Source organism: Leptotrichia massiliensis, from assembly GCF_900104625.1.
In the GTDB taxonomy this organism is placed as follows: Bacteria; Fusobacteriota; Fusobacteriia; order Fusobacteriales; family Leptotrichiaceae; genus Leptotrichia; species Leptotrichia massiliensis.
Genome location: NZ_FNVZ01000005.1, coordinates 513,938 through 534,424 on the forward strand (window position 1 = coordinate 513,938; position 20,487 = coordinate 534,424).

A 20,487-nucleotide genomic window follows, 5' to 3' on the forward strand; every position below is an offset into this window, starting at 1 on the left:
GGAGAAAATTTTATTCTCCTTGTTTTTATATGTTTTTTGCCATTGTCATTTTGCAATTTATGAGCTATAATAAAATTGACATTTCTTGAAAGGAGATATGCCTGTGAGCAAGTATAAAGAAGTTTATAATGACATAAAAGAAAAAATAACAAATGGGACATTCAAGGCTAGAGAATTTTTAAAAAGTGAATCAGATTTGGCACATAAATATTCGTATTCTAAAGATACTATAAGAAAAGCACTTTCCATGCTTGAATTAGATGGATATATTCAAAAAATAAAAGGTAAAAATTCCATGGTTTTAGAAAATGGACGTTTTAAAAATAGTTTATCAAACTTGAGAACTTCAAAAGAACTTAATAAAATTGAAAATATTGATATTCATACTAACTTAATTGAAATGGAAGTTGTTAGTCGAATTAAGGAAATTATGGATGTTTTTGAAGTGTCTGATGATGTTTCATTTTACAAGATTTCACGTACTCGTGTACTGGATGGGGAAGCACTTGAGTATGAAATTACATATTTGGATAAAAGAGTTGTACCTTTCTTGGATAAAAAAATTGTTGAAAGTTCAATTTATGATTATCTTGAAAAAAAATTACATTTAAAAATATCACATTCACGAAGGGAAATAAAATTTAGATATGCAACTGAAGAAGAAAAAAAATATATGGATTTAAAAAATTTTGATTCAGTTGTTGTTATAGAAAGCCATACATACTTATCTAATGGAACTTTATTTCAATATGGTATAAATTCTTATAGACCTGATAAATTTGCATTTTCAACAGTAGCCAAAAGATAATACTGTTAGAAAAAATTGTAAGGAGGTTTTTTGAATAATGAGAATTTTAGTAATTGAAGATGAAAAAAATTTGAATGATATAATTGTAAAAAAGCTGGTATTAGAAAAATATTGTGTAGATAGCTGTCTTAATGGAAAAGATGCACTTGATTACATTTTTTCAGCTGAATACGATGTTATTGTTTCTGATATTATGCTTCCAGGAATAGATGGATTCGAAATTTTAAAAAGAATAAGGGAGAAAGGGATAAAAACTCCAGTTTTACTTCTCACTGCAAAGGATGGTATAGAAGATAGGGTAAAAGGGCTTGACTATGGAGCTGATGACTATCTTGTGAAACCATTTGCTTTTGACGAGCTTATGGCTAGGATAAGAGTACTTTTACGTAGAAATCCGATAACTAATAATTCTAATGCAAGTAATGTTTTTTCAATTGCAAATTTAACTGTTAATTGTAAATCTCATGATGTTTTTCGAGATAAAATTTCTATAAAATTGTCAACAAGGGAATTTACGATTTTGGAATATATGATTAGGAATAAAGAGCGTGTCTTGTCTAGGGAACAAATTGAGCAGCATATTTGGAATTATGATTATGAAGGTGGCACAAATGTGATTGATGTTTATATAAGGTATTTAAGACGAAAAATTGATAAGGATTTTGAACCTAAATTGATTCATACAATTCGTGGAGTTGGATATGTATTAAAGGTTGAATAGGTTTTAAATCTTAAATAAAAAGGAATAAAAATAAACAATGAAAAGATTTTTTAATAACAGTTCAATAAAGTTAAAAATTGGCTTATGGTACATGGGAATTATGATTTTGCTTGTATTTTCATCGCTGGCTATAGTTTTTTATATAAGTGAAAATATTATTCATTCAAGTGTCCGTACTTATTTGAAAGATGTAGTCAAACATAGACTTGACTATTTAACTATAAAAAATGGAGAAATTATCATCAACAGCAATTTTGATACAATGATTCAAAATGTGGAAATTGCTATTTATGATAAGGATTTTAAATTTCTTTACGGAAATTCGCCAAATGGCTTTGAGATGGATAATAGTAAATCTAAAGACGATAAAATTATGATAATTAGGAGTAACAATCAGAAATGGTATGTTTATAACAAAACAATCAAGCTGGATAACTATGGAAAAGTCTGGATTAGAGGTGTAATGCCTAATATTGGCCAATCAAGTGCGATTGAAACAGTTATCCAGATTTCTATTATAATTTTACCATTTTTCCTTATACTTTCAGCAATTGGTGGTTATGTTATTACACGAAATGCGTTTAGGCCGATTGAACAAATTAGAAGAATTGCAGAAAAAATTAATGAAGGTAACGATTTATCTCAACGAATTAATTTGAAAAAAGGTGATGACGAACTTCATATACTTGCAAATACCTTTGATGTCATGTTTGACAGACTTCAGACATCCTTTGAAAATGAAGTACAATTTACTTCAGATGTTTCACATGAGCTTAGAACTCCAATTACAGTAATTTTGACACAAGCTGAATATGGAAAAGGATATATAAATTCAATTGAAGAAGCTAAAAAGTCCTTTGGAATTATCGAAAAGGAAGGGCAAAAAATGTCAAAATTGGTATCCCAGCTACTAACTTTAGCAAGAATGGAACGTGGAAAGCAAAAGTTAAAGTTGGAACATATTGATTTAAGTGAATTAATTGAAATGACAATAGAAACACAGATTTCAAGTGCAAATACTAAAAATATAAAATTTATTACAAAAATCGCTCCTGCAATTTATGCAAATATTGATGAAATGATGATAATTCGTGTTTTTACAAATTTAATTTCAAATGCAATTTGTTATGGAAAGCGAGATGGAACAATAACAATAGAGCTTTTTTCTGAAAATGATAAAATTATCAGTAAAATTTCTGATGATGGAATAGGAATTGAAAAAGATAAGCTAGATAAAATATGGTTACGTTTTTATCAGGTGGATTCTTCCAAAAGCGGTGATAATTCAGGACTAGGGCTTTCAATGGTAAAAAAAATTATAGAACTGCATAATGGAGAAATTTTTGTAGAAAGTAAAATTGGAAAAGGGACGACTTTTACAATAATTTTAGAAAAAATTTAATTGTAAGATAAAAAACAAAAACAACATTCTGATTAATTAAAAAAGCACTCTATAACTGGACTTTTAACACAAAATAATATACAAAAACTAAAAAAATTTCAAAAAATGAAAAAAATTTAAAAGTTCTCATTTTTCTTTAATGTTTGTATGGTATTATTAAATTGTCAGAAAGGATGGTACATTAGCTCAACATTAATACCAAACTATTACTCGAGTAAAAAATAGCATTTTATAAAAATGCATATGTGAAAAATGAAAAAATTAGATTTAGAAGAAAGGAGAAATTTATTAAGTAATTGTATATTATTAAAATTATTGAAGAAAAAAGTTAGGTTATAGATAATAAATAATAGACATAATTACAAGGAAAGGGATGATAAGCTATGAAGAGAAATTTTTTAAAGATTACATTATTCGGAATGTTAATCATCTGTTCGTTAGTGGTAGCTGCGAATAAAGAAAGGAAAAAAATAACTGCAATTAAAGCCAAGCAAATAGCCTTAGCTAAAGTCCCTGGAGCAACATTTGCAAATGTTCTTGAATTTAATTCAGAAAATAATAATTTCTATAAAGGACAAATTATTTATAGAGGTGTTGCTTATAACTTTGAAATTGATGTTTATAATGGGAAAATAATTAATTGGAGTGAAGAAAAAAAATAAGAATTTAAAAAAGAGTTATGGAGAAAAAAAGATGATAAATAAAATTAAAAAAAGAGTATTTAATAATAGAATTACTTTAATAATATTTCTTCTTTCCGTCAATTTGATGGCGAAAGAAATTAGTGGTATGGCTAAAAATGATATAAAATTAGTACCAATGGTAAGCATAAAAACTTCTGATGCACAAATAACACCAAATAGAGCAAAAGAAATTGCATTGGCACATGCTGGTGTTTCAGAATCGGCTGCCAATTTTAAACAGATAAAGCTAGATAATAAAAGTGGAAAAGCTGTTTATGTAATAGAATTTATTGCAAATAAGCTAAGATACGAATTTGATATTGATGCTAGCAGCGGTTCAATTATAAAATTTGAAAAAAGATAAATAAAAAGAAAGACTATATGGAAAATTAATAATAATCTATATAGTCTTTTTAATATGTTTAAATTCTATACTATTGTTAAATAAAATAACAAATTTAGTATAAGATCTTAAAAAAAACAGTTCTTGTTATCAGAAAATAAATAAAATATAAGTTTTGTTTTTTAAAATAGTCTTAGCACCGGTATTATTTGTTTGTAAATTACATCATTCCAAGATAAGCAGCACCTAAAATTCCTGCATCATTACCAAGAGTTGCTGCAACAATTTTTAAATTTTCCAAAATTGATGGGAACGCCACGTCTTTTAATTTTTCTTTTACACGATCAAACAGAAAATCTCCAGCAAGTGCAACTCCCCCACCAACTACTACGATTTCAGGATCTAATATGCTAAGTAAATTTCCGATTCCCAATGCTAATTTTTCTGCCTCATAGTCTACAATGTCAATTGAAAATGCGTCTCCTTTTTTAGCAGCATCAAATACATCCTTTGCTTCCAAATCTCTACCTTTTGTCATTTCATAAAGCAAGTTTTGTCTATTTACTGCAAGACGGCTTTTTGCTTCACGAATTATTCCTGTAGCAGAAGCATAGGCTTCCCAGCATCCTTTTTGCCCACATCCACATAATTTTCCGTTTGGCTCAATTTTAATATGTCCAACTTCTCCACCTGCTCCGTGTTCTCCACTTACAAGTTTTCCATCGACAATAATTCCGCCACCAATTCCAGTTCCTACAGCAAGCCCTAATACATTTTTATATCCTTGTGCAGAACCTTTCCACATTTCTCCAAGTGTAATTACATTAACATCATTATCAGCTTTTACTGGTTTGCCAAGATTTTTTTCAAATTCCAATGCCAAATCTACTCCGTGTTTCCAAGGGAAATTTGCCCAAAACTTAACAACTCTAGAATTTAACACAGGTCCTGGCACTCCAACACCGACTGAAACAACGTCATCAAAATTAATATTACTTCCTTCAATTTGAGTAATCAAAATTTTTGATAATCTTTGAATTGTTTCAGAAAAACCTTCCATTGAATCAGTTTTTACAATAGTAGTAAAAATAATATTTCCTTGTTCATCAACAAGTCCAATTTTTGTGTTAGTTCCTCCCAAGTCAATTCCTACATAATATTTCATATCTCCTCCTAAGTCTAATTTTATTTTATTTACACAACACATAGCAAAACATCTTTAAAATTAATTATTAGATCAATATAAGTTTACCTTATTTCTTCAACTTTTTCAATAATTTACAAAATTTTTTTTTAATGATATAATGTAAATATGTTTTTTAAAGAAAAAGAGTCTGTTTAATAATCTAATTTTTAAGTGGAATACTTGTGGAGAGGTAGTGGTATTTTAAAAAATTATAGAATAAAAATTAAGTTATTGGACAAATTTAATAATACAGAATTATGGAGGTTTTTATGAGAAGTTTATCGGGAATACAACCCAGCGGGATTTTACATATTGGAAATTATTTTGGGGCTATTAAGCAGTTTGTAGAGTTGCAAGATGAATATGAAGGATTTTATTTTTTGGCAAATTATCATGCTTTGACGTCTTCACCAAAAGGAGAGGATTTGAAGGCTAATACGATTGGTGTAATTTTGGATTATTTGGCTTTGGGACTGAATCCTGATAAATCAACGCTGTTTTTGCAGTCAGATGTGCCTGAACATGCCGAATTATCTTGGATTTTGTCGAATATTGCTCCAATGGGGCTATTAGAAAGGGCTCATTCATATAAGGACAAAGTTGCGAAGGGAATTAAGCCAAATGTGGGGCTTTTTACTTATCCAATACTTATGGCTGCTGATATTTTAATGTATTCGCCAGATATTGTGCCTGTTGGAAAGGATCAGAAACAGCATTTGGAAATGACTCGTGATATTGCAACTAAATTTAATGAAACTTACGGCAAAGAAGTGTTTAAATTGCCAAAAGAAAAAATCGTTGAAAATGTAGCAACTGTGCCAGGAACAGATGGTGATAAAATGAGCAAGTCCTATGGGAATGTAATAAATATGTTTGGTTCAAAAAAAGCCTTGAAAAAACAAATAATGAGCATTGTAACCGATTCAACGCCTTTAGAAGAACCAAAAGATCCTGATAACAACATTACAAAATTATATGCTCTTTTTGCAACAGAAACGGAAGTGGAAGCGCTGAAGGAAAAATTCAGGGCTGGAAACTTTGGATACGGACACGCTAAAAATGAATTGTTTGATAAATTCATGGATTATTTTTCTCCATTCCAGAAAAAAAGAGAAGAACTGGAAAATAATATGGACTATGTATACCAAATTTTGCGAGAAGGTGCAAATAAGGCTAGAAGCATTGCAACTGAGAAGATGGATGAAGTTAGAGATATAGTGGGGCTTTTGAAGAAAAATTATTAAAAATTTTTAACAAAATATGATACATTATATAAAATATAAAAAATTTTTCTTTGAATATATGAAAAAGGTGAGAAATAGGAGTAGATATTCTAGAGATTTTTTAATGTCTTTTTTAGATTTATAGTTTTTGAGTCTAATATTAATTTTATAATAATTAAAGAATTTAGTAGTTTGAACAGATTACAATTTTTTAGTTTATTTTCAAAGTAAGTTTTATAGAGTAAAAAAATGGAGGTATCAAAAAATGAAAAAAATAACAAATTTAGAAGATAAGATAGTTTTCTAATGTTATTTATAATTTATATACTTCATCTAGTATTTATGATTTTAATTTCTAATTTGGCGTTTAATTATAGAATATTTTAGCAAAGATAGGAATTTCTAAATTTAGGAGTTCCTTTTTTCTTTTAATATGAAGTAAAATATTTTTAAATATTTAGATTTTTATGAAAATATGATTATTTTTTTGAAAAAATACTTTACTTTTCCTGTTTTTTTTGTAATAATATGTAAAGATAGGATAATAAAAAATGGGAGAGTAAAAATGACCAAAAATTTATATAAATTAAAAAAAGATTTAAAATCTTTTGCAAAACGAGTAAAGGATTTTAAATATACAGATAGAGTTTTAGTAACATTTTTATTAACAGGTGCAGTAGAAATGAAAAACAATTTACTTTCTGCACAAACGAGTGATACAGCAATACAAAATCAAATAAAGCACATCAACACATCGGTTATAAATTTTAAAAAACAATTTACAACAGCAAAAAATGAAAATATAAAATTAATAAAACAATCAAATCTTGAACTCATTCAATTGATGGAACAAGGAGATCATATTATAAAGTCTAATTGGAGTTCCTGGCAATTTGGAGGCGGTTATCAATATAATGATTGGAGAGGAACTTACAAAGGGAAAGGTAATAAATCAGAAAGGTACGATAGAATTTTTACAAGAGATAAAGATATTTTTAACAGAAATTCTTCCCCTTTAAGTAGCAAATATAATTTAATTACTTCAAATTTAAGAGGAACTTTATATGGAACTACTGAAATAAAAGAAATACAAGAACCTTCTCTTGAATGGGAAGTATCAGCAAATGTAAATCCAAGAAAAATTGCAAGAATTGAGCCATTAGTTCTTGCCTCAAAACCTGGAATCGATTTTCAAAATCCTGAACTATCCGCATTTGAAGTGCCAGATGGCGATGTGGAAGTAGTTCCACCTCCAGTAATTCCCGATACAAATACTTGGACTATAAGACTTTATTATAATGTTAGTTATTTTGACTACGCCGCTATTAGAAATGAGCGAGGACAAAGTCCAAATTTGATTGCAGGAATAAATGCTTTAGATACTACAGGTCCTATTTCTCAAACTCATATTACAGGAACAAGTGGAAATGGGAAAATAGAAATGTTGCATAATAATACTAATGAATTTACTATAAAATCAGATAATACAACTTTTACTGGAATAGAGGGGGCTGGCCATACTGAAATTTTTAATTATAGTAATAATTTTAACAAAAAATTTAAATATCTTGAAGATTATGGACCTATGGGAGTACGACTAGGAGGAGGTCATGACTTTAAAATAGAAAATATGGATATTATTTCTTCAGGAACTATTCAAGGTGAACTTACAGATCCTCTCAATGCAAGCAGAAAATATAGAAATACATTTAGCATTATTGCATTGAATGGAAGCCCAAATGGAATTACTACTGCAACTTTAAAAGAAGGGTCGACAATTGTTTCAGATTCTATAAATACTACTGCTGTTTCTTTTCAAAATTTAGGGGCTAGTAATAAAGCCATAAAATTTACAAATGAAGGACTTATAAAATCTACTAAATTAAATGGTTCCATAGCAAGCTTTTTTAATTTTCAAAACAATACCGCTGTTTCTCGTTTTATAAATAATGGAGATATATTGGTTGACGGTACTAATTCCAATGTAATTAATAGTTTTACGAATACTTTAAGTCATTACATATTTGAAAATAATAAAAATATAACATTAAGCGGAATAGGTAATGCTGGTGTAAGAATTTCATCTGCAATTTCAAATAGTCAGCATCCAATTTCTATATTTAAGTTAAATAATCCTATTGTTGTACAAGGTAAAAGATCTAGCGGATTTCAATTTAGCAGATTGTCAAGAGGAAGTTTATTTGAGGCAACTGTTGATGGAAATTTAGAAAAATCTTTCTTTAATGTTGAATTATATGGACAATCTAATACTGGTATACAAATTGGAAATGGAACTACTGCTCAAAGTGGATTAATGGTATTTAAAAATTTTAAATTGAAATCTATTGACGGTACAAATAATACACTTTTAAGAATTAATAAACAAAATGGTATTAAATTTTCAAAAGATGGTGATAACGAAGAATTAACAATAGAGGGTGGAGATGGAAATGTTGGACTTAATATTCAGGCAAGCACTGGAATGGTTAATGAAGGTGTAATCACAATTAAGGAAAGTGCAAATGGAGAGAGTAAAAATGCCACTGGAATTGTAAGTTCTGCTGGAAGTGAAGTTGAAAATAAAGGGAAAGTTACTATTTCTGGAGATAGAGTAAGGGCATTGGTTGCCACAAAAGATGGAAAAATTGAAAATCATGCACAAATTACATTTGATGGAAGTACAACAGAAAGCAATAAAGGTTCTGCTGGAATGTATGCAAATCAGGGTGGTGTAATTGAATCTGAGGAAACTACAAAAATTAAAGTTTCAAAGCCTAAGTCAGTAGGACTGTTTGCTGAAAATAGAGGAGATAATGCCAACTATTTAAACACTTCAAAAATAGAAATATCTAAGGCTGAAATTACAGCGACTGATGGTGCCTTTAATATATTTGCTAATAAAGGGGGGGAAGTAAGGTTAAAAAATGATGTTGTATTAAATACAGGGAAAGATTCTCTTACGTTTTATACTGCGTATACGCCTTCTACGCCTGGAGGAGAAATTATCTTCGATAGAGATGTAACAGCAAATATAAAAAAGGGAGGAACAGCATTTTATTATGATTTAGCGAATGCTCCTATTGGAACTTTTAATTTTGCTTCTTGGTATGCTAATAATTTTACTCATAATAATAATAGCAAATTAAAATTGAATATGGAAACTGGAGGACGGGTAATGTTTCTTGCAAATGGTAATTTAACATTATCAAGTGTTCCAACAAACTTAACAGCATCGGGACCAATTGAAATTACAGGAAGTGATTATATTTCTGCGGCAATGGTAAACAGTTTTTTAGAATTGGATCAGGATATTAATCTTGACGATCCTTCTGATTCTTATAACACTCTAGAAATTCTTAGTTCCTCTATTACAAATTCCAAAAATATTATAGGAAGTAAAATTAGACAATTGGGTATAGCTCAAGAAAACAACGGTAGTAATCCAGCATCTAAAGTTACATTAATAAATAATAATAAAGTCAGATTGACAGGGGAAGAATCTGTAGGAATTTATGGAAAAAGAAGTGAAATAACAAATAATGGAGATATTTCGGTTGGAAAAAATTCAGTAGCAGTTTATTTAGCGGAAGACAATAGGGGAACAACTGCTGGAAAAGCTTATAACAATGGATTGATAACTTTAGGAGAAAGTTCAAGTGGAATGTTCTATAGAGCAGATACAACGGGAGCAAATACAGCTTTAACAGGTGGAATATACAATAATAGTAAAATACTCTCGAATTCTAAAAATACAATTGGAATGAATTTTGAAAGTCCACACGGCTCTAAGGAAATCATAAATGAGACAACAGGAGTAATTGAATTAACAGGAGAACATTCAGTTGGAATGTATGCTTCTGGTAATGGAAATTACAATATTAAAAATCGTGGAAAAATATCAGCAGGTTCTTCTGTTTTTACAAATAATCCTATAATAGCGATTTATACAAACAATAAAAATAGCACGATAGAAAATGAGGGAATTATAACTGCTGGAGATAAATCATTAGGAATTTATGGTTCTTCTGTGAATACTTCTAATACTTCTGATATTTCAGTTGGAAAATCTGGAACAGGAATTTATTCTCTTAATGGCAGCTTGAATTTGCAAGGAAAATTATCAGTTGGAACAGATGAAGCAAAAGGTGTGCTTATAAAAGGTGATAATCAAAGTGTGAATAATAATTTATCTATACTTAATCTTGAGGATAATTCTTTTGGATTTATCGATACAGGAAATAATAACCAAATAATTTCTAATACTCAAAATGTTTCTTTAAGAAATCGCAATATATTTTTATATTCTGAAAAAGCAACAGGAAATATTATAAATAATACAAAAATAAAAACAATAGGAAATCAAAATTATGGAATTTATACAGCAGGAACTGCTTCAAATAAAGCTGAAATAGATTTAACACAAGGAGTAGGAAATGTTGGAGTTTATAGCATAGGGCATCAGAGTGTAAACAATTTTTCAACCATAAAAGTTGGAGAATCAAAAAGTCAAGAAAAACTTTATTCAATTGGAATGGCTGCGGGATATTATGAGAGAGATAATAATGTTTCTATTTACACAGGAAAAATTGAAAATACAAATACAGGAAAAATTGAAGTTACAGGAAAAAATGGGATTGGAATGTATGCTGTTGGGAGAGGTTCAGTTGCAATTAACAACGGAGAAATTAACTTATCAGGAAAAAATTCTATAGGTATGTTCCTAGATCAGGAAGCAATTGGAATTAACAATGGAATAATTACAGCAACAGCGGATGCAGTAGGAGCTATTGGAGCAGTTGCAACAAATAGAGCAATCTTTAAAAATTATGGAACAATTACTATTCTTCCAAAATCAGGAGTTGGAGTATTATTAAAGAAAGACGGAGTGTTAGAAGAATATTCTTCACCTTTGGAAACAGTTGAACAGGAAGGAAGTTCAAGGATTACGGCTGAAACTAGAATCCAAACATCACATTTGCCAAAAACAGGAAAGGAATTGGCGGATGGAAGTGTTGAAATCGTATCTTTATCTGGAGATAGCATACCAGAAATAAAAATTAATGGAAAAGTTATAAATCCAGTTGAAATTGATGTGGATATTAAATCATCTGATACAAAAATAATTAAAGACGGAAATTCGGTTACAACAGTTACAGACACAGAAAATAAAAACCAAAGTTCGAATGCAAGTATTAGTAAAATTGGGATGTATATAGACACTTCTGGTATAAGATATACAAATCCGATTCAAGGCTTGAATAATCTTTCTGATGAAGTGGAGGTTGACTTAATAATCGGAACAGAAGCTACAAAATATACAAATTCTAGAGCTATAAAAATCAAAGAGAATATATTAGAGCCATATAATTATGCAATTTTGTCAAATACTCAAATAAAAAAATGGCATGTTTACTCAAGCTCATTAACGTGGATGGGGACGATTCAAACTGATTTAGATGGAGAACAATTAAAATCCGTTTATTTAGTAAAAGTACCTTATACTTCTTTTGCTAAAGACAGAAATGTGTATAATTTCTCAGATGGTTTAGAACAAAGATATAGTATGAATACTCTTAGTTCAAAGGAAAAGGTGTTATTTGATAAATTAAATAACATTGGAAAAAATGAGAGCTTATTACTAACACAGGCATTTGACGAAATGATAGGACACCAATATGCAAATATTCAGCAAAGAACACACGGAACAGGAAAGTTAATTGATAAAGAGATTTCTAATTTGTTTAAGGATTGGAATACAGCAACTAAGAAGTCTAATAAAATAAAAACATTTGGAACAAAAGATGAGTACAATACTGATACTGCAGGAATTATTAATTACAGAAACAATGCCTATGGTGTAGCTTATGTCCACGAAAATGAAAAAATTAGGTTGGGTAATTCAAGTGGATGGTATGCTGGAGCTGTAACAAATAGATTTAAGTTTAAAGATATTGGAAAATCAAAAGAAGCTCAAACTATGTTTAAAGTTGGTGTATTCAAGACAGTATCGCCAAAAAAAGACTATAACGGTGCATTACAATGGACAGTTTCAGGAGATATATTTGCTGGGGTAAATAGTATGAAACGTAGATTTTTGGTAGTAGATGATATTTTTGAAGCAAAATCCACTTATTATTCTTATGGTGCGGCTCTTAAAAATAAGGTGGGCTATGATATAAGAATAAATGAAAAAACCTACTTACGTCCCTACGGAGCAGTAAAAATAGAATATGGTAAATTTAATGATATAAAAGAAAGAAATGGGCAGATAAGATTGGAAGTTAAAGGAAATGATTACATTTCAGTAAAACCTGAAGTTGGGATGGAATTTAAATATATTCAGCCACTAGCAATAAAAACTAATCTATCATTAGGATTAATAGCAGCATACGAAAATGAACTTGGAAAACTTCAAAGTGAAAATCAGGCAAGAGTAGGATATACAACAGCTGGATGGTATAACTTAGAGAAAGAAAAAGAAGATAGACGTGGAAACGGTAAGTTTGACTTGAATATTGGATTTGACAATACAAGATTTGGAGTTACTATAACTGCTGGATATGACACTAAAGGTAAAAATGTAAGAAGTGGAATTGGATTTAGAGCAATTTACTAAAATTTCTAAAATATATTCAAACCTATTTAAAATTAAACTATTAAAAATTATACAAATTTAGAGTTTGAGTAAAATAGTTATAATTTTTGAGTTCTATTTTAAAGTAGTTTTATTATAAAATCGGAGGATAATATTTTCATATAGTCTTCCGATTTTTTCAAATATTCTATTTATTTTTTAAATATTTTTTATAAATCTTCTTAAATTCCAAATCCTCATCAATATTTTCCAACTTTTTCTCAAACAAATCCATCCTATTATTTATAGTTTTCTCAATCGAATGAAATTGCCGGTATTCATCTATTTTAGCGTGATTGCCGCTTCGTAGGACTTCTGGAACAGTGTATCCGTCAATTTCTACGGGCCTTGTGTATTGCGGAAAGCCTAAAAGTCCGTTATAGAAAGAGTCGGTTTCAAAGGATTCTTTTTTTATTACACCTTCCTTTATACGAATAACAGAGTCCATAATTACAAGTGAAGGCAAATCGCCGCTGCTTAGGACATAATCTCCAATGGAAATTTCTTCATCCACAAATTTATCAATTACTCTTTGATCTAGTCCTTCGTAACGCCCTGAAATAAGTACAATTTCATCTTTTTCTGAAAGTTCAGTAACTTTTTTATGAGTCAGCTGTTTTCCTTGTGGAGATAAAAAGATTACATAAGGTTTTTTTGAATTTTCATTATTTTCGTTGTTATAAAACTCGTAGTTTTCATAAAAGAAGTTCCAGTAGGCTTCTGGCTTTAAAACCATTCCAGCACCGCCACCAAAAGGGATGTCGTCCATCTGGCTGTGTTTATTTCTAGCATAATCCCTTATGTTTACGATGTTAAAGTCGATAATATCTCTTTCGGTTGCTCTTTTTAGTATAGTTTGGGATAAATATTGTTCAAATAATTCTGGAAATAGTGTAAGTACGTTAAATTTCATTGATTTTACCTCTTGCGTTTAGTTTCAAATTCTATTTATTCTCTCATTCCATCAATTAGAGTTACTTCGATTCTGTTACTTGGAAAATCGATTTTTGTTACAAATTCATCAATTAATGGAATCATTATTTCTTTTTTTGTTACAATATCCTCAATAATTAAAATATTATGTGCAGCAGTTTCCATTACATCCACAACTTCTCCAATTTTTTCATTTTCAGAAAATACTTCTATTCCAAACAAGTCTTTTACATAAAACTCCTCTTCATTTCTTTCAGGCAGTAAGTCACGACGGATTTTAACTTTATAGCCATTTAGTTCCTTTGCGGCATCAATATTGTCAATCCCTTCAAAGTCCAAAATTGCTTTTTTATCATTTAGCCTTTTCACATTTTTTACAACAAATAATTTTTTTTTGTCATCTTTTTCAAGAAGAACACGTTCATTTTCAATAAGTTCAATGTTTTCAAAAATTGAATTGATTTTAACACTTCCACGTAAATGGTGTGTTCCGACAATTGTTCCTATATTTATTAAATTTTCCATTTTTTAATTAAATTTCTCGCTTTCTTAAATTTTTTTCAATTTTGTAAACTTTCTACTGTCTTCTGCAATCATTTTTAATTCATCCAGATCTATTTCATCGAAGTTGGCTGCAACTGCTGAAATTACTCCTTCCACTAATGGAGCATCTGCAATTTTTGCTTCAACTTGTCCTTCCAGCTCTTTTATTGCCTTAGCTGCATTAAATACAGAACTTCCCATATCTACGAAAACAAGTACTCCAGCACCGCTATCAGCACGGATTATTGCTTCCTTGACATTTTCGACATTTGTTCCGTAAACTTCCCTGCTTGCATTTCCACCATTTTCCAATGCAAAGTCTTCCTGCTTAAATACTTTTACAAAATTAATAATTTCCTGTGCAAGCGTGTTACTGTGGCTAACTACCACGATTCCTACTAAGTTATGATTATTTTCTTTCATTTTTTATTTATGTCCTTTCATATTATGGTTATATTTTTAGTTTTCTCCCAGTAATCTGTCTAAAATTATTGAAACAGCACTTCTGACACACAAATGATTATATCTGGTATTCCCACGGATAGGCTCCAGAATTTTATAGGATAAATCCATAATTTCATTTGTAAGGCCCCATCCTGTTCCAAATAAAATTAAATACGGAGTATCGTCTTCGATGATTTCTTTGCCTAAATCAGCATATCCAACAGTATTTGGGAAAATTTTTGCTGAAGTTGTAATAATTTTTGGTTTTTTTCCTTCAATTTTTTCAATTGTTTTTATAGCACTTTGGACAGAATCTTCAAGTTCTGTATTTTCAAAGGCTTCGTTTCTATTTTTGTTAAATTCTATCCCATTTCCTTCAGTCCAGTATCCGATAATTCTGCCAGTCAGCTCTTTCTGGGCATCAACTGGAGTTATAATGAAATATTTTTTTATATCGTAAGTTCTGCAAGTCCTAGAAATATCGTGTATATCAAAGTTTGTGACAGAAGTTGCCACAACATCGTTATTTCTGTTGTAAACAGGGTAGTGGACAAGCCCCACATATATGTTATCTCTCATTTTGATATTCCTTTCAGTTTTTTATTTATTTCGTCTCTGCCTGTAGCCACGTATCTGTTCATTTTGCTCCTTATAAGCTAAAGCCATAATAAATAGCAGTACAGTTTGTACCCAAAAAATTGCAAAATCGGTAAAATTGTGTACTACAATTCCAGCAATTAGAGCAATTTTTAATACATTATTTCTGTCATTTTTCAAAATATCATACAAGTAGCGTAAAAACACAGCAAATAATGCTATTGTTCCAATTAGTCCGTAACTTAAAAGCAGTTCTACAAGTGCATTATGTGAATGTGGATACACATAATTGGTAAATTTGTAGTAAAAAAAGTTTCCGTGTCCATACAGGATATTGGTTTTTTTAAAAATTCTAAACGCCATATCAATAATTTCGACTCTTAGCCAGAAATATTCTATTAACGTACTTTCACGCAAGAATGGGAAAACGCCTGAAACTACTCCCAAAATATATGATAAAAGAATTAAAATACATCCAGCAAAATATCTTCTTCGTAAAAAGTAGAAAAATAATGCGAATATTCCTAAAACAACTGCAATTAACGAAGATCTTGAACCAGTAAGCAGTATTGTCAGAATATTCATTAAAAATACAGCAAAATTAATTTTTGATTTTTTTTCAAAAGTAAAATATAAATTTATGATTGCTGACATCATCATAATGCTTCCTAAATAATTTGGATTAAAGTACGCAAAGTATCCGATTCTGTTATGTGTGAATAAAAATTCTCCTAACCCAACTAAAAGCGAAATTCCCGAAAATTTTGCCATCCATTCCAAATTATTTTTTTTGAATTCTACATCAACAATTAACGTATAATAACGCCCAACTATAATACATAAAAATATGGGAATTGCCATTAAACCTAAAATATTTTTATAAAATGCGGAAGTTATAAGTGAAAATCCCAAAACAATTCCTACTGTAATGAGCGACTTGTCCTTAAATATTTTTTTATATTCTCCAGTTATAAATATATTTATTAATATTAGAATGCTAAATAGGATAACTAAAGCATAATGTATAAAAATTGAAGCACCTAAAAGTAAATACAATTTTTCTAGATACTTCTGATTTTTTGTATCCAAGTTTCCTCCTTATAGTTATAATAACATAGTAAAACTAAATTTTAAATTTTTTTATAATACTCCCTGCTCAAAGGCATAAGGAGTATATTTTCCACTTTTTGTATCAATGCTTTTAATAATTTTTTTCACTTCCGTTGCTGTTTCAAATGTGAAATCTAGCCTCAATTCATCTAAATTCAGTTCATAAATATCATCCAGCCTTGGTATCAGATTCATTGGCTTATCTAGATAGAGCTCAATATTATCGAGTTCATTTTTTACAATTTTGTACTTGTCATAAAATTCTCCTTCCAGTTCCTTGTATTCCTTATCAAAAATTTTATGTTCGATATACATTCCTTTTAGGTAACCGTAAATCACAAGCCCTTTTTTCAGTTTGTCAGATTTTATGTTTTTTAATTGCCGATAACTTAATTCTGGCGATAAAAATACTGTTTCAAGATTATTGAAAGTAGAAAACATATCAATTGTATGATTATTGAAAACATTTAAGTTCCAGTCCAGCGTTTGTCCTTTTGTTCCAGTTTTTTCTCCCATAATTGCCTGATAAAGATTGGAAACTAGGTTTGTACCTGTTTTTATCTTATCTGTTTTTGACAAATTCTTTTCCTTTGCAACATCAAACTGTTTTCGGTAAATTTTTGTTATTCCCATTTCACGGCAGGCGTTTTCCTGCTCATCATTTGTAACAAGTGCTGAAATAACAGGTTTTTTACTATCTTTAGATTTTTTATTTTCCAGATTAATTGTTTCAAAATTATATTTTTTTCGCTCAATAGCAGTTCTTTTGTAAGAGTCAAGCAATTTTTCCAAAAGTTCTGAAACACATTCTCTTTTGAGATTTTTTAGTTCACTAAAAGGAATGAACGAAGTTCCATCATAATTAATCTGAATTTTACCAAGTTCAAAAGTCGTATCTCCAAGTTCGCCAATTTTCTCTGCGATTTGCTCTTTTGTAATCAATTTTTTGGCATCTTGTTCAATAAGATTTCCTTTCTTTGTCACAGAAATTATCTCGTTTTTCAAATTTTCAATTTCCAGCGTAAGTTCGATTTCCTGCCCTTTTTTTGCAAATAATGTCGCATTAACAGCGGCATATCTTTTGGAAACTTTTATATTATGGATAATTCTGTCGTTAATTTCTTTAGAATAATTTTTGTAAATATATTTTGTTCCTTTTGGTAATTTTCCGATTGAAACAATATCAAATCTATTGGCTTTTTGGACTTTTTCTCTTTCATTGTGACTATTTTGCTTTTTATTTTTCTTTTCAGAATTTTCACTTTTTTCAGCTTCAATAATCCGAATTTTATTTACATATTCTCCGCCAATCTGCTCAAAATTCTCATCTACAAATTGAACACCATCTCCTAAAATTAATTCATCATCAATTTTAAAGTTATTTGATTCTCCAATTCTTGCTCCAAGAAAATATCCAAAATTTGAAGAATATTTAAAGTTCATAAGTTTGTTATCCAAATAAAAATACCCTTTTGAATATCCACGGTTAAACAGCTTATAACTTTCCGTCGGACGTGGAGTGCCTTTTAAAATATTGTCATAGTAGCTTACAGTCTCGAAAACGTACTCGCTTGATTTTTTTCGTCCTTCAACTTTTATCGCATCAATTCCAATATTTTTTAACATATTGATTTCTTTTTCCTGCAATAACTGGTCATTAGGGCTTAAAAAATAAGCACTTTCTCCATTTTCATCGGTAAACTTTTTACGGCAGGAATAGGCACAAAGTCCACGGTTTCCGCTTCTTCCACCAATAAAGCTGCTTATGTAGCAATTTCCGGAATAAGAAATACAAAGTGAACCTGATACAAAGATTTCCAGCTCAATATCAGTTTTTTCACGAATGCTTTTTATTTCTTCAAAGGAAAGTTCTCTTGCAAGGCAGACACGAGTAAGTCCTAATTCTTTTAATTTATTGGCTTCTACATGATTTGCCACAGTCATCTGGGTACTTCCATGAATCTTTAAATCTGGGAAATTTTCCTTCAGAAACTTCACAAATCCTAAATCCTGTACAATAACAGCATCAATCCCATGTTCATAAACTCTCTTAATGTTGTTGTACATGCTGTTAATCTCACTATCTTTCAAAATCGTATTTAAAGTCATAAGTGTCTTAACGCCACATGAATGAGCATAGTCAATTCCGTCGAATACTTCCTGCATTGCCAGATTTTCATTATTTCTTCTCGCTCCAAATCCTTTCAGACCAAAAAATACTTCATTAGCTCCAGCTTTCACAGCGGCAACTAGTTTTTCATAATTTCCAGCTGGTGCCAAAATATTCATTTTTCCTTTTTTATCAAAATTCATTTCTTGTTCCAATTTAATTTTCTCTCCATTTTTTCTAAAAGTTTTATCTTATATATTATAGCAAATTTGGTATTTTTTTCCAATTTATTTTTTAATAAACTTGAAAATTACAAAAAATATTTATTAATACTCATTTCTTGATAAACTTTCAATAAAAATCACTAATTTGAAAATTTTAAGAATAAAATTTAGAAACATATTTAGAAATTCAAATTATTTTTTTTATAAAACTCTTTATTTTAGGATAAAAAAATGATATTATTAAAGCAACTAAACTATAAAAAGGAAGGAGAAAATACCAAAATATGGAATTTTATAATTTTATTTATTTGGAGAACAAAAAAATTATAACTGATAAATTTTTTCTTATTATGATTATTTTAGTAATTGCATTTGTATTATTTGCATTTTGGAAATGGTTTAAGGGAAGCATTTCTTTAAGAGATAAGCAGCTTAGCATGCTTGGATTAATGTTTATTTTTCTGTTTGGCTTATATCATTTTGAAAATTATAGGGCTAGAAATAATCAGGAAAAAGTTTATAAAAATTCGGCAAGTGTTATTAAAAAATTAGCTGAAAAATTTAAAGTTAGAGAAGATGAGATTTTTATAAATACCCCCGAAATAACAGAACATACAGTTTATAAAATAAGGGATAAGTTTTATCAGATTCATTGGGTAGACAATAATATTCTGGTTGAACAAATGACAGTTCCTTATGTAGATGAAATTAAAACATTTTAAAGAATAGTGAAATTTCTTATTTTTAAAAGGAAAGATAATAAAGAAAGTGAGATGATGTAATTTGGATTTTATAATTCCTGTGGCGATAAAACTTACAATCGGATTTATTGCTTTAGTAGTATTTATGAATTTAAACGGACGAAGCCAGCTGGCACCAACTTCAACAGAAGATCAGATAGGTAACTATGTTCTTGGGGGAATTATTGGTGGTGTAATTTACAATCCGAGCATAACAATAGTTCAGTTTTTAATAGTACTGTTAATATGGGGACTGTTAATGACAACAATAGATTTTCTAAAAAATTCAAACAAAAATGTAAAAAAAATGATAGATGGACAAATTGTATACTTAATAAAAGGTGGAAAAATGCTAACAGAAAATTTTGCTCAGGCAACTCTTTCCATTCCTGATTTCTATACAAAATTAAGAACAAAAGGTATTTTCAAAGTATCAGAGATTGAAGATGCATTTATGGAATCAAATGGACAATTAATTGTTATACAGAAAAACGATGAAAATTATTCAAATTTATTAGTTTCCGAAGGTAAAATAATGGAAGATAACTTAGTGCATATTGGAAAAAATGATGAATGGCTTAAGGAAGAACTAGCAAAGTACAATGTTTTAGATATTAATGATATTTTCCTGGTGGAATACAGTAATGATGATAAACTTTTTATTGTGAAGAAATAATATAAAATAAATTTAGAAAAAATACTCAAACAGCTATGTTATTTGTTGTCTGAGTATTTTTTATTTATGTTTAATTTGTTCAAATAAATATAGAGATACAATAATTTTTG

At 29.3% G+C, this 20,487-nt stretch carries 16 protein-coding genes; 9 read left to right on the forward strand and 7 right to left on the reverse strand.

What is annotated here, in order from left to right:
* Nucleotides 1–103 precede the first annotated feature (103 nt).
* The 5 genes from BQ5344_RS06305 (at nt 104) to BQ5344_RS06325 (ending at nt 3,978) form a co-directional block, all read left to right on the forward strand.
* Entirely contained in the window at nt 104–808 is a 705-nt protein-coding gene (locus BQ5344_RS06305; protein WP_071124616.1) for a UTRA domain-containing protein, read from the forward strand.
* A 37-nt stretch (nt 809–845) separates the two neighbouring features.
* On the forward strand, nt 846–1,529 hold the full coding sequence (locus tag BQ5344_RS06310) for a response regulator (RefSeq protein WP_071124617.1): 684 nt from the start codon (nt 846–848) through the stop codon (nt 1,527–1,529).
* Between the two features lie 37 nt (nt 1,530–1,566).
* Entirely contained in the window at nt 1,567–2,931 is a 1,365-nt protein-coding gene (locus tag BQ5344_RS06315; protein WP_021769204.1) for a sensor histidine kinase, read from the forward strand.
* A 383-nt stretch (nt 2,932–3,314) separates the two neighbouring features.
* Nucleotides 3,315–3,593, forward strand: a complete 279-nt coding sequence (locus tag BQ5344_RS06320) for a PepSY domain-containing protein (protein ID WP_036070863.1) — start codon at nt 3,315–3,317, stop codon at nt 3,591–3,593.
* A gap of 31 nt (nt 3,594–3,624) precedes the next feature.
* Nucleotides 3,625–3,978, forward strand: coding sequence for a PepSY domain-containing protein (locus tag BQ5344_RS06325; RefSeq protein WP_071125498.1), 354 nt, complete (start codon nt 3,625–3,627; stop codon nt 3,976–3,978).
* 199 nt (nt 3,979–4,177) lie between these two features.
* Here BQ5344_RS06325 and BQ5344_RS06330 read toward each other — a convergent pair whose 3' ends face one another.
* Entirely contained in the window at nt 4,178–5,122 is a 945-nt protein-coding gene (locus tag BQ5344_RS06330) for an ROK family protein (protein ID WP_036070866.1), read from the reverse strand.
* A 290-nt stretch (nt 5,123–5,412) separates the two neighbouring features.
* Between BQ5344_RS06330 and trpS the strand changes: the two genes are divergently transcribed.
* Together trpS and BQ5344_RS06340 are read left to right on the forward strand one after the other, a co-directional pair.
* On the forward strand, nt 5,413–6,387 hold the full coding sequence (gene trpS / locus BQ5344_RS06335) for a tryptophan--tRNA ligase (protein WP_071124618.1): 975 nt from the start codon (nt 5,413–5,415) through the stop codon (nt 6,385–6,387).
* Nucleotides 6,388–6,931: 544 nt separating this feature from the next.
* Nucleotides 6,932–12,982, forward strand: a complete 6,051-nt coding sequence (locus BQ5344_RS06340; RefSeq protein ID WP_071124619.1) for an autotransporter-associated N-terminal domain-containing protein — start codon at nt 6,932–6,934, stop codon at nt 12,980–12,982.
* Between the two features lie 166 nt (nt 12,983–13,148).
* Here BQ5344_RS06340 and trmD read toward each other — a convergent pair whose 3' ends face one another.
* The 6 genes from trmD to BQ5344_RS06370 are packed head-to-tail and all read right to left on the reverse strand — an operon-like array spanning nt 13,149 to nt 18,940.
* Complete coding sequence (gene trmD, locus BQ5344_RS06345; RefSeq protein ID WP_071124620.1) at nt 13,149–13,913, reverse strand: tRNA (guanosine(37)-N1)-methyltransferase TrmD; 765 nt, start codon at nt 13,911–13,913, stop codon at nt 13,149–13,151.
* 35 nt (nt 13,914–13,948) lie between these two features.
* The gene (gene rimM, locus BQ5344_RS06350; RefSeq protein WP_071124621.1) at nt 13,949–14,458 is read right to left on the reverse strand and encodes a ribosome maturation factor RimM; all 510 of its coding nucleotides are present in this window, start codon (nt 14,456–14,458) and stop codon (nt 13,949–13,951) included.
* Nucleotides 14,459–14,482: 24 nt separating this feature from the next.
* Nucleotides 14,483–14,899: a PTS-dependent dihydroxyacetone kinase phosphotransferase subunit DhaM gene (locus tag BQ5344_RS06355; RefSeq protein ID WP_071124622.1), complete on the reverse strand. Its 417-nt coding sequence runs from the start codon at nt 14,897–14,899 to the stop codon at nt 14,483–14,485.
* A gap of 36 nt (nt 14,900–14,935) precedes the next feature.
* Nucleotides 14,936–15,499, reverse strand: coding sequence for an RNA methyltransferase (locus tag BQ5344_RS06360; protein WP_071124623.1), 564 nt, complete (start codon nt 15,497–15,499; stop codon nt 14,936–14,938).
* A 21-nt stretch (nt 15,500–15,520) separates the two neighbouring features.
* On the reverse strand, nt 15,521–16,606 hold the full coding sequence (locus BQ5344_RS06365) for an O-antigen ligase family protein (protein WP_071124624.1): 1,086 nt from the start codon (nt 16,604–16,606) through the stop codon (nt 15,521–15,523).
* A 51-nt stretch (nt 16,607–16,657) separates the two neighbouring features.
* Nucleotides 16,658–18,940, reverse strand: a complete 2,283-nt coding sequence (locus tag BQ5344_RS06370) for a peptidase U32 family protein (protein WP_407936216.1) — start codon at nt 18,938–18,940, stop codon at nt 16,658–16,660.
* A gap of 305 nt (nt 18,941–19,245) precedes the next feature.
* On the opposite strand from BQ5344_RS06370, the gene BQ5344_RS06375 reads away from it, so the two are divergent.
* Entirely contained in the window at nt 19,246–19,683 is a 438-nt protein-coding gene (locus BQ5344_RS06375; RefSeq protein ID WP_071124625.1) for a DUF3290 family protein, read from the forward strand.
* Nucleotides 19,684–19,744: 61 nt separating this feature from the next.
* The gene (locus tag BQ5344_RS06380; RefSeq protein ID WP_071124626.1) at nt 19,745–20,377 is read left to right on the forward strand and encodes a DUF421 domain-containing protein; all 633 of its coding nucleotides are present in this window, start codon (nt 19,745–19,747) and stop codon (nt 20,375–20,377) included.
* The last annotated feature ends 110 nt before the right edge of the window (nt 20,378–20,487 follow it).